Annotated in this window: 12 protein-coding genes; 3 read left to right on the top strand and 9 right to left on the bottom strand. The window is 57.0% G+C overall.

Annotated elements, in window-relative coordinates:
- Positions 1 to 125: 125 nt before the first annotated feature.
- The 3 genes from ACH3PB_RS05240 (at position 126) to pta (ending at position 6,019) form a co-directional block, all read left to right on the top strand.
- Positions 126 to 2,546, top strand: a complete 2,421-nt coding sequence (locus ACH3PB_RS05240) for an EAL domain-containing protein (RefSeq protein ID WP_416398383.1) — start codon at positions 126 to 128, stop codon at positions 2,544 to 2,546.
- The gene (locus ACH3PB_RS05235; protein WP_416398382.1) at positions 2,539 to 3,753 is read left to right on the top strand and encodes an acetate/propionate family kinase; all 1,215 of its coding nucleotides are present in this window, start codon (positions 2,539 to 2,541) and stop codon (positions 3,751 to 3,753) included. The genes ACH3PB_RS05240 and ACH3PB_RS05235 overlap by 8 nt, the downstream gene beginning before the upstream one ends.
- 70 nt (positions 3,754 to 3,823) lie before the next feature.
- Positions 3,824 to 6,019 carry a phosphate acetyltransferase gene (gene pta / locus ACH3PB_RS05230; protein WP_416398381.1) on the top strand — a complete coding sequence of 732 codons (2,196 nt, stop codon included), beginning with the start codon at positions 3,824 to 3,826 and terminating at the stop codon, positions 6,017 to 6,019.
- A 40-nt stretch (positions 6,020 to 6,059) separates the two neighbouring features.
- On the opposite strand, the gene der is transcribed toward pta, so the two are convergent.
- The 9 genes from der to ndk form a co-directional block, all read right to left on the bottom strand.
- Positions 6,060 to 7,487 carry a ribosome biogenesis GTPase Der gene (der, locus tag ACH3PB_RS05225; RefSeq protein WP_416398380.1) on the bottom strand — a complete coding sequence of 476 codons (1,428 nt, stop codon included), beginning with the start codon at positions 7,485 to 7,487 and terminating at the stop codon, positions 6,060 to 6,062.
- Positions 7,480 to 8,649: an outer membrane protein assembly factor BamB gene (bamB, locus tag ACH3PB_RS05220; RefSeq protein WP_416398379.1), complete on the bottom strand. Its 1,170-nt coding sequence runs from the start codon at positions 8,647 to 8,649 to the stop codon at positions 7,480 to 7,482. Before bamB ends, der begins: the two co-directional genes overlap by 8 nt.
- Positions 8,646 to 9,428, bottom strand: coding sequence for a YfgM family protein (locus ACH3PB_RS05215; RefSeq protein ID WP_416398378.1), 783 nt, complete (start codon positions 9,426 to 9,428; stop codon positions 8,646 to 8,648). The genes bamB and ACH3PB_RS05215 overlap by 4 nt, the downstream gene beginning before the upstream one ends.
- On the bottom strand, positions 9,421 to 10,752 hold the full coding sequence (hisS, locus tag ACH3PB_RS05210; protein WP_416399419.1) for a histidine--tRNA ligase: 1,332 nt from the start codon (positions 10,750 to 10,752) through the stop codon (positions 9,421 to 9,423). Before hisS ends, ACH3PB_RS05215 begins: the two co-directional genes overlap by 8 nt.
- Positions 10,753 to 10,860: 108 nt before the next feature.
- Positions 10,861 to 11,973 carry a flavodoxin-dependent (E)-4-hydroxy-3-methylbut-2-enyl-diphosphate synthase gene (ispG, locus tag ACH3PB_RS05205; protein ID WP_416398377.1) on the bottom strand — a complete coding sequence of 371 codons (1,113 nt, stop codon included), beginning with the start codon at positions 11,971 to 11,973 and terminating at the stop codon, positions 10,861 to 10,863.
- A gap of 48 nt (positions 11,974 to 12,021) precedes the next feature.
- A complete protein-coding gene (locus ACH3PB_RS05200) occupies positions 12,022 to 13,134 on the bottom strand; it encodes a helix-turn-helix domain-containing protein (RefSeq protein WP_416398376.1) in 1,113 nt (370 codons plus the stop codon).
- Between the two features lie 55 nt (positions 13,135 to 13,189).
- Positions 13,190 to 13,960, bottom strand: a complete 771-nt coding sequence (locus ACH3PB_RS05195; protein WP_416398375.1) for a tetratricopeptide repeat protein — start codon at positions 13,958 to 13,960, stop codon at positions 13,190 to 13,192.
- Positions 13,961 to 14,184: 224 nt separating this feature from the next.
- Entirely contained in the window at positions 14,185 to 15,342 is a 1,158-nt protein-coding gene (gene rlmN, locus ACH3PB_RS05190; RefSeq protein WP_416399418.1) for a 23S rRNA (adenine(2503)-C(2))-methyltransferase RlmN, read from the bottom strand.
- A gap of 30 nt (positions 15,343 to 15,372) precedes the next feature.
- Complete coding sequence (ndk, locus tag ACH3PB_RS05185) at positions 15,373 to 15,801, bottom strand: nucleoside-diphosphate kinase (RefSeq protein WP_416398374.1); 429 nt, start codon at positions 15,799 to 15,801, stop codon at positions 15,373 to 15,375.
- Between the last annotated feature and the right edge of the window lie 69 nt (positions 15,802 to 15,870).

Genomic DNA, 15,870 nt, shown 5'->3' with positions numbered 1-15,870 from the left:
GCTGAATAGCCGGTGTGGATTATCGATACCATCCTGTTTGACGTCACTGACATTACGCCTGCAGCCTTGTGCTCAGCTGTCAGCGGCGGTAGTCGCATTGCGACCTATGGACGTCAGGTCCAGGCATGACTCTGCGCCTGCCCTCAGCCCTGTCGTCAAAGTCGCCGCTGACGATGAAGATGATTCTCTGGATTACGGTGTGCAGCACGGTGTTCGCGCTGGTCGCCATCGGCATCCAGGTTATGACCGACTATCGAAGGGAAGTCGCCGAAATCAACAGCCGCCTCAAGCTCATCGAGGCGTCCTATCAGAAGCCCCTTGCCCGCAGTCTATGGTCGCTCGATGAAAAGCTGCTGGAAGTCCAGCTCCGCGGCATACTGAACCTCGAGGACATCGTCCGGATAGAACTGCTCACATTCCCGGATGAAGCCCGTAGTGTCGGCGAAATAGCCAGTAATGCGAACATAATCTCAAGGCAGTTCAAACTCAGCTATGAAACTGACGAGGTTTATGAACTCGGTGTCCTGAAAGTCTTTGCCACGCTCGATGGCATACGCGCCCGACTCGGCGATCAACTGCTGGTTATCATCGGCATTCAGACACTGAAAACGTTCGGCCTGTGTCTGTTGATATTTCTCATATTCCGGGCCTTGGTCACGAGACATCTCAGCCGCATGGCACACTACGCCCGAAGCCTGAACCTGGACAGCATGTCGGTTCCGCTGGTATTGGACCGGGCGCCGCAACGCGGTCGAACCAAGGATGAGCTCCAACAGGTCACCGACGCTATCAATGAGATGCGCGAGCGCCTGCTGAAGGATCTGGAGCAGCGCAAGCACGACAGCGCCGAGATTCGCAAGCTGTCATTGGCTATTGAGCAGAGCCCCTCCTCTGTTCTGATCTGCAACGACCGCTGGCAGATCCGCTTCGCCAATAACAAATTCATTAACATGACCGGCAAGCGCGTGGTCGACGTGCTGAACAAGCATCCCAAGGAAATCACCCTGCTCAGTGGTGACAGTCGCGAGAACGACAGTCTGTGGGAAAACATTCAGACCCAGGTGGAGCGTGCCGGTATCTGGCAGGGAGAGCTTCGTAACACCAAGCAGGGTGGCGAACGATTCTGGGAGCAGGTCGTCATTACACCTATTCGTGATGAAGACGGGGCTATTTCGCAGTTTCTTATCCTTGGCGAAGATATCAGTCTGCGCAAGCGCTATGAGGAGCAGCTGCTGCGTCAGGCGAACTACGACATGTTGACCAGCCTGCCGAACCGTATGCTGGCCATCGATCGACTCAAACTGGCTCTAGCCCAGGCAAAACGCTCCGCCAATCATATCGGCGTCCTGTTCATCGATCTGGACAACTTCAAGCACGTCAACGATACGCTCGGACACGATGCGGGTGACCGCTTGCTTATTGAAGTGGCGCAGAGAATTGCCCATGTGGTGCGGGATTCGAGCACACTCTCGCGCCTGGGTGGCGACGAATTCCTTGCCATTCTGCCTGAACTGGAAACTGCCGACATTGCGAGTGACATTGCCCAGCGTGTGCTCGACGCCCTTACCGTGCCAATCATGCTTGGCGGCCAGGAGTTCTTTGTCACCGCCAGTATCGGTATCGCAGTCTACCCTGATGATGGTGATACCAGCAGCACTCTCATGCAGCAGGCAGATTCGGCGATGTACAAGGCCAAACGCCAGGGCAAGAGCGCATTCTACCGCTATACCGCTGATCTGAATGTGCACACGAGAGAGCGTCTGCGCACTGAAACCCTGCTGCGCAAGGCGGTGGAGCGCAATGAACTCGTCCTGCACTACCAGCCAATCGTCAACACCAAGACCTGTGAAATTATTGGCGCTGAAGCCTTGTTGCGCTGGAACAGCCCGGAGTTGGGCTTCGTAGTGCCCGATAAGTTCATCCCACTGGCAGAAGAAACCGGCCTGATCATTCCCATAGGCGAATGGGTGCTGCAGCAGGCCTGCCATCAGACACGTATCTGGCAGAAACGCTATGGCGAGAACTTCTGGATTGCGATTAACGTCTCACCCCGCCAGTTCAAGGATTTTTCATTTGTCGAACAGGTACGCGATATTCTTAGCCAGAGCGGCCTTGCGGGCACCTCGCTGGAGCTGGAGATCACTGAGCGCCTGCTGCTGGACAATACGCTCGAAACCAATCGGATTCTGCAAGGGCTCGATGAGCAGGGTATCAAGCTCTCGGTGGACGACTTCGGCACCGGCTATTCGGCCTTGAGCTACCTCAAGAGCTACCCATTCGACACGCTCAAGATAGACCGATCGTTCGTGAACGATGTGCTGAAAGAGGAAGAGGATGCCGCACTCGTGACTGCGATCATCACAATGGCGCATAGTCTCGGCCTGCTGGTCATTGCCGAAGGCGTCGAAGAAGCCGGCCAGCATGAATTTCTGTCAAAACGCGACTGTGACTTTGCCCAGGGCTATTATTTCAGCAAACCGGTTGCTGTGGATGCGTTCGAGGCACTGCTCAAGCAGTCTCAAAAAAGGAGTGTGATTGGTGGTTGAAGGGAGCGAGCTCATCCTGGTCGTGAATTGTGGGAGCTCATCAATCAAACTGGCACTGTTCGATGCCACAGAAGATAGAGAAATACTTAGCGCACTCGGTGAAGCACTGGCCAGCTCAGAGGCGCGCTTGACGGTAAAGGGCCACTTCAGTGCCACCAGCAAATTGCCCGGCGGCGACCACAGTGCGGTGTTGCGCGCGTTCATGGACTTGCTGACCGAGCACGATTTTCAGCGCTCACGCATTGCCGTGGTGGGCCACCGTGTGGTGCACGGTGGCGAGCATTTTTCCGATTCAGCCCTTATAGACGACACGGTACGCTCTCAGATCGAAGCCTGCGAATCGCTCGCACCGCTGCACAACCCCGCCAATCTCATGGGTATTCGACAGGTGGCCGAATTGCTGCCGGAACGTCCACAGGTCGCCGTATTTGACACCGCCTTTCATCAAACACTGCCAGAGAAAGCCTATCGCTACGCGGTCCCCGCTCGGCTGTACACCGAATCGGCACTACGCCGTTACGGTTTCCATGGCACTAGCCACCGCTTCGTCGCCGCCAAGGCTGCTGCCTGGCTGGATCGTGATCTGTCAGCGACCAATCTGATTTCCGCCCATCTTGGCAATGGTTGCTCCGTATGCGCCATCGCCGCCGGTCAGTCAGTAGATACCAGCATGGGCCTGACACCCCTCGAAGGCGTGCCGATGGGCACCAGGAGTGGTAGCGTCGACCCCGGCCTGATGCTACATCTGCTCCGTCGCATGGACATGAGCCCTCAGGCACTTGACCAGATGCTCAACCGCGAAAGTGGCCTGCTTGGGCTTTCAGGGCTCAGTAACGATATGCGCACCTTGACCGGCGCGGCCGATGCGGGCAATGAGGACGCGAGGTTGGCGATTGATGTATTCTGCTATCAGGTCGCGAAAACGATCGCCAGCTACTGGGCAGTCGTAAAGGGACCGCACGCAGTCATATTTACCGGCGGCATCGGCGAGCATGCCAGGGGCATCCGTGCCCAGATCGTCGCTGAGCTTGGCGCCTTCGGACTCGATTTCGATGATGCGGCCAACGCGCAAGCCATACCCGAAGATGTCGGGGTCTTGTGCATCAATCGCTCGACAGGCACACGCGTATTGGCGATTCGTACCAACGAAGAGCTGATGATTGCCCAGGATGCAAGGCGTCTTCTCGAGACCGCACGAGGCGGTTGATTCAGCTTCATCAAAGCCAGCATGGCGGTCTGACCGCACAGAATATTTTCAGACAGGGATATTGCAGTCTATGGCCAAAGTATTTTTTATCGCCCCAGTCACTCAACACGTCGGCCTCACCTCAGTCTGCCTCGGCATGCTGCGCGCCTTTGACAGCATCGGCGTCAGGGTCGGCTTCTTCAAGCCCTTCTCGCAGGACAACCTGAGACCACAGGGCAAGAGACGACGTTCTGATGTCGAGCTAACGAAGCCTGGCATAAGCGATGAAAGCGCCAGCACCGACGAGGACATGGCTGGCAGCGTAGACCGCTCGCTCATCTTCTCGCGCCAGAACCTGGGCCTTACGGTTCCGGAGCCGATGCCGCTGCGTCACGCCATTAGCATGACGAGCCGCCAGCAGACCGCTTCGCTGATGGAGGAAATGCTCGCGCTTTATCACAAGATGCCGGACGATCTCGACGTCGTAGTCGTCGAAGGTCTCGTTACTGCACCAGGTGATGATTATTCAGCGCGGATTAACGTGGAAGTCGCGCGTAATCTCGATGCAGATGTGATTCTCGTAGGCACACCGGATGGTCGTTCCGCGTCTGAGCTGAAGGAATACCTGCATCTGGCGGCAAGACTTTTTTCAGATCCTGCCGACCCTGATGTGATTGGTTGCATACTGAACAAGGTTCCCCTGTCGGAACCAGGCGAAACAGGCGCCGAGAACTCACTTATCGGCAATGATGTGGAGCAAACCTTTAGTGATCGCTTCCATCTTATTGCGCAAATTCCACAGAATGAGCAGCTGCTTGCACCGAGGGTATCGGATCTCAATGATGCTCTGCCGGCCAGCTGGCTCAACGAGGGTCAGTCACGCCAACGCCGTCTCACGGCGGTTTCCGTGTGTGCCCGTACTCTGCCTAACCTGGTCGCAGGCCTGCGTCCGGGTCGCCTGATCGTGACCCCGGGCGATCGGGAAGATGTGGTCGTCGCTGCGGCCTTCGCATCCGTGTCAGGGGTGCCCCTTGCGGGCCTGCTGCTCACCAGCGGCTTACGTCCGAGTGATGCCACATTGGCACTCTGCAAACCTGCCTTTGACGCAGGCCTGCCAGTCCTCTGCACTGACATCGACACCTACGCAGCGGCCCAGCTGCTCGCGAATATGAACAAGGAAGTGCCAATAGACGATCACGACCGGATAGAAGCCGTGGTCTCAGCCGTAGCTCAGCATATAGACGTTGAGTGGCTGCGCGGGCGGATCGACCTGCCCCGCAAGCTCCGCCTGTCACCTGCAGCCTTCCGCTATCAGCTCACCCGACGCGCCAGGGAGGCCGGTAAAACCATCGTGCTGCCAGAGGGCAATGAGCCAAGAACGATCAAGGCTGCGGCAATCTGTGAAGAGCGTGGCATCGCCCATTGTATACTCCTCGGCAAGCGTGACGAGATCCTCAATGTAGCCAATGCGCAGGGCGTTGACCTTTCGCATGGCGTCGAGATTATGGACCCGGACGAAATCCGCGGCCGGTACATCGCGCCGATGGTGGAACAGCGCAAGCACAAGGGTCTGACCTCGCAGATGGCAGAGGCTCAGCTCGACGACAACGTAGTACTCGGCACGATGATGCTGGTCCTGGATGAAGTCGACGGCCTGGTATCTGGCGCTGTGCATACAACAGCGAATACAGTTCGCCCTGCCCTGCAGCTCATCAAGGCCCGGGCCGACTGCAAGATCGTCTCATCGGTGTTTTTCATGTGCTTGCCGGAACAGGTCGTCGTCTATGGTGACTGCGCCATCAACCCCGACCCCAATAGTGAGGAGCTGGCCGACATTGCCATTCAGTGCGCCGAATCTGCCGAATTGTTCGGCATAGAGCCTGCAGTAGCGATGCTCAGCTACAGTACCGGCACCTCGGGAACAGGATCAGACGTTGATAAGGTGAAGAAGGCTACGGAGCTCGCCAAAGCAATGCGCCCTGACCTGCTGCTCGATGGACCGCTGCAATACGATGCCGCGGCCGTCGACAGTGTGGCTCGCAAGAAGGCGCCGGATAGCAAGGTTGCCGGAAAGGCCACGGTATTCGTCTTTCCGGACCTCAATACCGGCAACACCACCTATAAGGCTGTGCAGCGAAGTGCGAACGTGGTGAGTGTTGGTCCGATGCTCCAAGGTCTGAAGAAGCCGGTAAACGATCTAAGCCGCGGCGCACTGGTAGACGACATCGTGTTCACCATAGCGCTCACCGCGGTTCAGGCTACCCGGTCAGAAAAAGGCCTGAGCTGAAACTGCAGACCGACCTGCAGTTTCTTTAGGCCTGGAGAGACTAGTAAAACTGCTTCGAACGCCTGTTCGGTTTCTTGTTCAGGCTTTTCACATGCTTCATCAGGCGCTTCTTCTTTTGCTGCTGCTTGATGTTCAGGTTGTTGGCCCGACCAGCGAACGGATTCTCGCCCGATTTGAATTCGAAACGGATAGGCGTGCCCTCGACCTTCAACACGGTCCGGAAGGTGTTTTCCAGATAGCGTCTGTAGCTCTTCGGCAGTGAATCCGTCTGATTGCCGTGCACAACCACGACCGGCGGATTTGATCCGCCCTGGTGGGCATAGCGTAATTTGATTCTCCGACCGCTGACCATGGGCGGCGCGTGTGACAACACAGCATCCTCCAGCAGCTTGGTCAGCATCGGCGTTGGCCACTTGACCATCGCGCTCTTGTAGCAGCGATCGATGGTTGGGTACATCTCGCCAACACCAGTACCATGAAGCGCCGAAATGAAGTGGATCTTGGCGTAGGTGATGAAATCGAGCCTGCGATCAAGCGCAGACTTGATATTGTCCTTCTTCTCCTGGGACAGACCGTCCCACTTGTTCACGGCAATAACGATGGCGCGACCTGCGTCCATTGCGAAGCCGAGCAGATGGAGATCCTGATCGACCAGACCTTCCTGGGCATCGATAACGAGCACGATGACGTGGGCATCCTTGACGGCCTGAAGCGTCTTCACGATCGAGAACTTTTCGACCGATTCGTCGATGTTCTTGCGGCGGCGCACACCCGCTGTATCAATAATGGTGTAGGGCTTGCCGTGCCGCTCGTAGGGGATATAGATCGAGTCACGAGTGGTGCCGGGCTGGTCATACACAATGACCCGCTCTTCACCCAACATTCTGTTCACCAGCGTCGACTTGCCGACATTCGGTCGACCGATAATGCCGATACGGATACCAGGCTGATCAGACGCATTTTCAGGCTCCTCCGCCTCGAACCCGGCCAGCGCCTCTTCCATCAGCGAACGCATGCCTCGGTTCTGGCTCGCTGCAGTCTGGACAATTCGGGTGAAGCCGAGCTTGTAGAACTCGGCTGTCGCACCGTCAGGTTCCCGGCCGTCGACCTTGTTGACCACCAGAATGACCGTCTTGTCGCGTACGCGAAGTTCCTTGGCGATATGCTCGTCAGCAGGTGTGAGACCGGCCTGGGCGTCGACTATGAAGAGCACGATATTCGCCTCCTTCATCGCCGTGTAAGCCTGCTGGGCCATCTGGGCATCTATGCCAGCTTCGAGACCAGAGATTCCTCCGGTATCCACCAGAATATAATGCCGCCCTTCATGCTCGCCCTCGCCATACTTGCGGTCACGGGTGAGTCCTGACAGATCGGCAACCAGGGCGTCACGAGTTCTCGTGAGCCGGTTGAACAGCGTCGATTTGCCTACATTGGGTCGGCCGACCAGTGCGATAACGGGTTTACTCATCGAATGTCCAGGCGCTCAATTCGCCGTCACTACCATAAAAATAGATGGCATCAGCGCCGGCAACGGGTGCGGCTATGATGGCTTCGTCTGCAGGGCGGAAACGGGCTACCGTCTTCCCCTCTTTCAATTCCAGAACATGAACGTAGCCTTCGAGATCACCGAAAAACACATGATCTCTGAAGATGACCGGTGTCGACAGCTCACGGTAGGCATACTCGCTCGAGCGCCAGCGTTCGGTCTTGGTACTCGCATCCCAGGCAATGACATCACCGTTCTCCGCTGTCAGCAGCAGCAGACGATCGCCTCGCGAAGGCCGTGCGAAGCTCGACGCCTTCTCCAGCCAATCCACCCGGCCACGAATCGCGCTCAGCTCGGCTATGTTGCCCTGATAGGCCACCGCGAAGACGCTGCCATCTGCCACCTCGGTACCGCCATCAATATCGATCAATCGGTCCAGCTCGGTTTTGCCACGTGGCTCAGCTACGATCTGGCTCCACGCGGGTATACCGCTCCTGGGGTCGAGTGCGACAACTGAACCGTTGGCGAAGGCTGCCAGCAAGAGTTCTGCACGTTCGTCATAATTCAGCGGCGATGTGCCGCGTACCGTCAGCGCAGGTTCCTGCTCACGATAATCCCAGCGCTTCTGCCCGCTGCCGACATCGTAAGCACTGACCAGACCGTCAATGGTCTGCACGAATACAAGACCTCTGGCAACCAGTGGTGCAGATAGCACCTCGCTCCCTGTTGAAATCGTCCAGAGCTCACTGCCGTCTTCAGCAGAGCTCGCAATCAGGTTGCCGTCGGCCGTGGTCACAAATACCCGCCGGGCATCCCCACCAACGCCGCCACTGATGTCTTCGTCGATCGAGCGTTCCCAAAGGGTCTTGCCACTGAGGCGCTCGATGGCCTGAAGCTCGCCATCCCGAGACACGGCGACAAGCTGCTCATCCAGCACCAGTGGCGCCAGACTGACCGCTTCATCATCATAGCCATCGCCAATACCAACGCTCCAGGCGCGGCTCAGACTGACCACCGGCGTAATTGGCTTGAGCTCCACCGGCTCAGGCCGTACATCCTCATCCCCGCAGCCAGCAATCGAGAGCGCTGTGAACAATGCCAGCAGCGGTATGGCGAAGCGGCGTCCGTGAAAAGCCATCATCATTCGCCAGCGGTTCCCAGATCTGCAATCTTGGTATCCAGCCAGGCCAGGGCCTGGGCCGCAACCTGTTCGGCTTCGGCAGGCTGTTCAGGTGCGTCAGTTTCGGTGCGTGCGATAAGCGGCTGCTCGACTACCGGTGGCTTGGCTGCCAACGCCTCTCGTGCATTCCGATAGGCTTCAAGAGCTAGCTCAGGCTTCTGAGTCAGTTTATAGATATCGCCCCTAAGCTCCTGAAAGTAGGTATAAAAAACATCATCCTTTGGCACGTCCAAGCGGGCCAGCGCAGCCTCGTATTTTTCCTGAGCCATCTCGACCCTCGCCAACCTGGCCTGGATGATGCGCTTCAGTGATTCTGATTCGGTCTGCTCAAGCGTGCCGATGAGCTGCTTATGCGCTTCATCCAGCTCATTGGCACTGAAGTGACTTCGCGAGAGATACAGATCGGCGAGCAGCTCATAGCCCTTTATACTGGTGGCTTCCTTGAGTTCTTTGGCCAGGAAGCGCGCCGTATCAGCATCGTCAGTAGAGGCAGAATCATCCCCTTCCGCTTTTGACTGCTGGGCCTTCAGAAAAGCACTCTGCTGATCGGCTGCCGCAGCCTCAACAAGCTGCTGGTACTTCAACGAAGACTCAGCTTCCTGCTGCAACTGATTGTTCTGCCAAGCCTTGAAGCCAAATATGGCAGCAATTGCCAGGATTACGCCAACGATGAGTGAGGTGCCATTCGCTTGCCACCACTGTTTTAGCGCGTCTAGTTGTTCGTCGTCACTTCTATCAACCATGATTGCTATCTGCCTGTTCTTTCATTGTTTGAAGCCGTTGCAGCAATTCTGTCTGAGACAGGAGAAACTGGCCTGGCGTACTTACTGTGGAATCCTCGTCGAGACCGAGACTGGCGGCAACCGCCGAATCAGCCTGCATGACCTTGCAGCTGACCTGCTGCCGGGCCAGCTCATTCTCACCGATCAGCACACTCAGTTGTGCGCCGCTACGATCGGCCTTCTTCATCCGTGACTTGATCGACCCGCCACCGCAATGCAGCATGACCTTAAGACCTGGAGCCGCGCTTCTGATCTGCTCAGCCAGTGTCTGGGCGGCTGAATCTTCCGCTTCGCCCAGACCCATTACATACAGGCTATGCAGTCCGCTTGCCTGCTGCGCCATACTACCACGAGCGGCGAGCGCCTCGAGCATCAGCACCAGGCGCTCACAACCCATGGCGAATCCTACGCCCGGGGTGGACTTCCCGCCAAGCTGCTCAACCAGCCCATCGTAGCGACCGCCAGCACAGACGGTACCCTGGGCACCGAGCTCAGTGGTAATCCACTCAAACACGGTCTTGCCGTAGTAGTCCAGTCCTCGAACCAGCCTCGGATTCACCACATAGCTGATGCCGAGTGCATCGAGGCGTTGGCACAGTCCCGCGAAATGCTGTTTGGACTCATCGTCGATGTAATCGTGCAGACTTGGTGCGTTATCGAGTACCCGCTGCGTTTCAGCGCTCTTGGAATCCAGTATGCGCATCGGATTCGTGAGCAGGCGACGCTGGCTGTCTTCATCCAGTGCCTCGCGCTTGTCTTCGAGAAACGCGACCAGCGCCTTGCGGAACCGTTGCCGAGACTCTGCGCTGCCGATGGTGTTGAGCTCGAGACGTACCGCCGAAGCGAGGCCAAGATGCTCCCACAGCCTTGCAGTGAGCGCAATGAGCTCGGCGTCTATATCAGGACCCGGAAGGCCGAAGCACTCCACGCCAATCTGATGAAACTGGCGATAACGGCCCTTCTGCGGTTTCTCGTAGCGAAACGCCGGGCCAGCGTACCAGAGTCGTGGAGTCTGGTTGTAGAGCAGGCCATGTTGCTCGCCTGCCCTCACTACGCCGGCTGTCAGTTCAGGTCGCAGGGTCAGGCTTTCACCATTGCGGTCGTCGAAAGTATACATTTCCTTTTCGACAATATCCGTGGCTTCACCAATTGAGCGCTTGAATAGCGCGGTTGGTTCGACGATGGGTAGCCTGATCTCTTCCAGGCCATAGGCGCCGAAGAGTGAGCGGCATGCGCTTTCGAGGCGCTGCCAGTAAGGAGTGGAACTCGGCAGGATATCGTTCATCCCGCGTACAGCCTGTAATTTGGACACTTGAAAAAAACTTCCTGTTTGAAATGGCGCCGAATTGCCTGCGCGCAGCGCCGGCCTGGCCGGGCGCCGAGGCTATATGACTCAGGCCTTGGCGATCAACGCATCCAGGGCGGCTTGTCTGGTCTTGACCTGAGCACGGATGACCTTTTCGAAATGGTCGACGAGGCCGACATTATCGGCTTTATGGTCAGGTTTGCCACCCAGATAGATGAGATTATTGGGCGAACCACCGGTCAGACCAACGTCGGCTTCCCTGGCTTCGCCCGGGCCATTGACGACGCAGCCGATAACAGCCACGTCGATAGGCGTCTGGACGTCTTCAAGTCGCATTTCGAGCTCGTTCATCGTCTTGATGACGTCGAAGTTCTGCCGACTGCAGCTGGGGCAGGCGATAAAGTTGACGCCTTTGCTTCGTAGCCGCAGACTCTTGAGGATATCAAAGCCCACCTTGATTTCCTGCACCGGATCAGCAGCGAGGGAAACCCTGATGGTATCGCCGATACCATCCATCAGCAGCATGCCGAGGCCGATTGCCGACTTGACTGCGCCTGAGCGAAAGCCGCCGGCCTCAGTAATACCAAGATGCAAGGGCTGCTCGATTTGCTTGGCAATCAGTCGATAGGCGCCAACGGCCATGAACACGTCGGAGGCCTTCAGACTGATCTTGTATTGATCAAAATTGTGACGATCAAGAATATCGATGTGTCGCATGGCGGATTCGACCAACGCAGCCGGTGTCGGCTCGCCGTATTTCTTCTGCAGGTCTTTCTCGAGTGAGCCTGCATTGACGCCGATGCGGATCGGGATGCCATTATTGCGCGCTGCCGAAATGACGGCTGCCACCCGGTCTTCACGACCGATATTGCCCGGATTGATGCGCAGACAGTCGACGCCGTACTCGGCAACTTTCAGTGCGATCTTGTAATCGAAATGGATGTCGGCAACCAGAGGGATCGTCACCTGCTTGCGAATTTCCCTGAATGCTTCTGCCGCATCCATCGACGGTACCGACACGCGAACGATGTCAGCACCCGCATCCTGCAGACTCTGGATCTGCGTCACCGTCGCCTGTACGTCGCAGGTCTCGGTGTTGGTCATGCTCTGCACCGCAATAGGCGCATCGCCGCCCACGGGCACATTGCCTACCATGATCTGTTTGCTCTTGCGGCGTACTATCGGGCTTTCCTGGTGCATGCTGCTGTCAGAGTCCTATCTGTTCCGGTAATGGTCTCGCGACGCTGCCTATTGCAGCGTTTCGCTTGTGATGGTGAATTCAACCCGGTTATTCCGCACTCGATAGCGACTGAAGTCAAGTGGCTGTCCGTTAACACGGATTTGCGTAGCGCCAACTGCGCCGACAATCACTTCCATTGGCAGTGGGCCCTTGAACGTCAAGGTCTGCCCCTCTCTATACAATCCAACGGTTCGCTCATCATTTGCCGCTCGAATATCGAACCAGCAGTCGCCAGTGAATACCACAGATACCGTGGCATCCCCGACGCCTGAAGCGGTGGACTCGGTCGGCGCAGATCCGGCCAACACAGGTCGGGCGGCTGACGATGCAGAGCGACGCGCTGTGCTGGCGGGTTCCACCTGCACTGGCTCGGCCACCTGTTCGTTGGAAGTGGCTGGATCGGGGGTAGTATACAGGCCTCGGCGCACCGAACCGAACTCTTCCGTCTCGTCGACGAGAAATTCTTCTTCAACGCTGGGTTCGACAGGCTCCTCGACTGCCAGCTCGGCAGCTTTCTCGGACTCAAGGCCATCGCTGTCGGTCGCCGACACTTCACTCTCATCCGGCGACTGAGCTTCGGCCGCCACGGGCGCTTCTTCCTCGCCAGGCGCTTCGCCCTCGTAAGGCGCGGTAGTTGCTGACGGCACCGATACAGGATCAGGTCTGACCAAGAGGAAGGCGACCAGGGCCACCAGTGCGAGCGCAAAGAGGCCGGCCAGTATACCCAGCGAATGACTTTTCGGTTTGGGACTGTGCGGCAGCGGCTTTGCCGAGTGATCAGGAACGTCATCCCGAATCTGCAACTCAGCCTCGAGTGCCTGACTGAGGGCATCCTCATCCAGGCCGACTATGCGAGCATAGGCACGCACATAGCCCTTCAGGAAGACAATACCCGGAAGCACAGTATATTCACCGGCCTCGATGGCGGTGACATAACGGGTCACGACGTGGAGCCTGTCGGCGGTCTCCCTGACGCTTAGGCCTTCGCGCTCGCGAGCGGCAGCAAGTTTCTGACCTATCGTGGCGGCCACCGAAGCACGCGCGCCTTTCGAAGGCGGTGTTCCAGAAGGAGAGCTGGCGTCCTCAGCCTCTCGACTGGCTGAAAATGAGGGTTCCTGCATGTTTAAAACCGGCTAGGGGGCACCTGTCTGGCTGCCTGAGAGATTATTGAGTACTTCAGCTGTTTCCGCGAGCCTGCTCGCGCTGGTTTTCCGGGGACTTCGGGTACAGATTCCTGAGCACGAGCTTCAATGATGATACAGTATCATCATCACCACGGCGTCTGGCAAGATCGATACCCAATTCGAGACTCCCCGGCGTGTGCAGGAGAGCACCCTGCCTGACACTTTCCCGGAAATTGTCGTAATATCTGTTGGCTTGCTCGTAGTCCTGTAGCTTCGCGAACAGCTCTGCAAGTTTCAGCTGCAGACCCGGCTGATCGCGATCAAGTGCCAGCGACTTGCGATAGGCCGCAATACTTTCCTCAGTTTTGCCCTGCTGAAACTTTATAAGCCCAATGTTCTCGAAAACCTGCGACCGCGCTGGATAGCGAATATCCTCAGACGCCTTTTCGAACTCGGCCAGCGCCTGATCGAGCTTTCTCTGCTTGTAATAGAGCGAGGCCAGATAGGTTCGGCCCCTGGTGAATTCGCTATCCGCAGACAGGGCGTCCTTATAATTCTGCTCAGCGAGCGGGTACTCCTCCTGAGTCTGATAGATCAGTCCAAGTACGGCCAGGGCTTCTGCATAGTTAGGCCTCAGCTCCAGTGCACGCTTGGTGCGCGCGGTGGCCAACTCGAGATTGCCTTCGCGCAGGTAATTGATGCCCAGGGCAACATACTGTTCGGCAGCCTTGTCCTTGGACTGATTGGCTGAATATGGACCTGTCGTCGTCGTGACGCAGGCAGACGACATGAGGCTGAGTGCCATGACGACTGTTGCGGCCATCCGGCGCGTCCAGGACGAATGACCTGAGAGGAAATCTGTCACTACGTGAATACCTGCCATTGAAAGGAGAGGAATCGTGGCGCTGTTCGAACGCCGGTAGTGGAGATTATAGTTCAATTAAAACATCTGGTTGGGAATACAAGGCTTTAATTAGATGAACCGGACCGCTGCCGGTCATGAGCGCGCCGGACCATCTCTGATCGAGCGCCTCGTTCAGAATCGCGCTAGAGCCCAGCCGCCTGATCATGCTGCTGTTTCCAGCGCTCCTGACGACGGGTACGATCTGCTACCTGCCCCACCAACTGGCCACAGGCCGCATCAATATCGTCGCCACGCGTGGTTCTGATCGTCGCGATATGACCAGCTTCCTGCAGGATCTTGGAAAACCGCATCGCCGCATTGCGCGAGGGCCTTTCGTAACCGCTGTTCGGGAACGGATTGAAGGGTATCAGATTAATCTTCACCGGGAGGTCTGCCAATACTGCAGCTAGTTGCGCGGCCTGCTCTGGCGAATCGTTCACATCCTTCATGAGGGTGTATTCGATCGTGATCTTGCGCTTGTCCGGCAATTTGTCGAGATATCGCTGGCAGGCTGCCAACAGCACCGCAATCGGATATTTGCGATTCAGTGGAACAAGCACATCGCGAAGCTCATCGGTTGGCGCATGCAACGAGATGGCCAACGAGACATCGGTATCATCGCCCAGCTGATCGATGGCAGGCACTACGCCAGAGGTACTGATTGTGAGACGGCGCTTGCCAATCCCGAATCCGAGATCATCCATCATCAGCTTCGAGGCGTTCAGGACAGGACCGTAGTTCAACAGCGGCTCACCCATGCCCATGAAGACGACATTGGTGACATAGCGCTCGCTGGACACGTCGCGACTGCCGAAGCTGTGCGCGGCTATCCACATCTGGCCAATGATTTCGGCCGCTGTCAGGTTGCGATTGAAGCCCTGTTTACCAGTGGAGCAAAAGCTACAGTCAACCGCACAACCAATCTGCGACGAGACACACAGCGTGCCTCTGCCGCCATCGGGAATGTAGACGGTCTCGATGGAGCTGCCACCAGGCATGCGCATAACCCACTTACGCGTGCCGTCAGTGGAGTAGTTCTGCACAACGATCTCGGGAACGATGATGCAGGCGACCTGAGCGAGCTTGGTCCTGAGGGCCTTGCTCATATCGGTCATCTGTTCGAAATCACTGACGCCACGGTGGTAGAGCCATTTCATCAGCTGCTGGGCGCGGAATGGTTTCTCGCCCATTTCGGCGAAAAAGTCCACAAGGGCCTCTCGAGACAGACCCAGAAGGTTCAGCTTTCCCGCAACGGATGATGGCTCAGGAATGTCCTGGCTATCCAGACTAGTGGCTATCAGTGAAGTCAAATGATCAGCTCCCCAGTAAAATCAATCCCGTGGGCAGATTTCACTGTCGTTGAAGAAATAGGCGATTTCACGCTCTGCTGACTGCGCAGAATCGGAGCCGTGTACCGCGTTGGCATCGATGGAATCGGCAAAGTCAGCACGGATGGTGCCCTTCTCGGCTTCCTTCGGGTTGGTCGCACCCATCAGGTCACGGTGCTTCTTGACGGCGTTTTCGCCTTCAAGAACCTGCACGATGACCGGGCCAGACGTCATGAATGCAACCAGATCAGGGAAAAAGCCACGCTCTTTGTGCTCAGCATAGAAGCCTTCTGCCTGCTCCTGTGAAAGATGCTGCATCTTGGCAGCAACGATGCGCAGACCGTTCTTTTCGAAGCGGCTGTAAATGTCACCAATGACGTTCTTGGCTACGGCATCTGGCTTGATGATGGAGAGAGTGCGTTCAACTGACATGTATTGAGAGCTCCACTAAGGATGAGATAAGTTTGAAAAAGACGGCTCGGGACGGACCTGGTACGGCAC

Origin of the sequence: Allohahella sp. A8 (genome assembly GCF_047946665.1) — a bacterium.
GTDB lineage: Bacteria > Pseudomonadota > Gammaproteobacteria > Pseudomonadales > Oleiphilaceae > Allohahella.
Note: the sequence above shows the minus strand (reverse complement) of the source record. Positions and strands in the feature narration are given on the sequence as shown.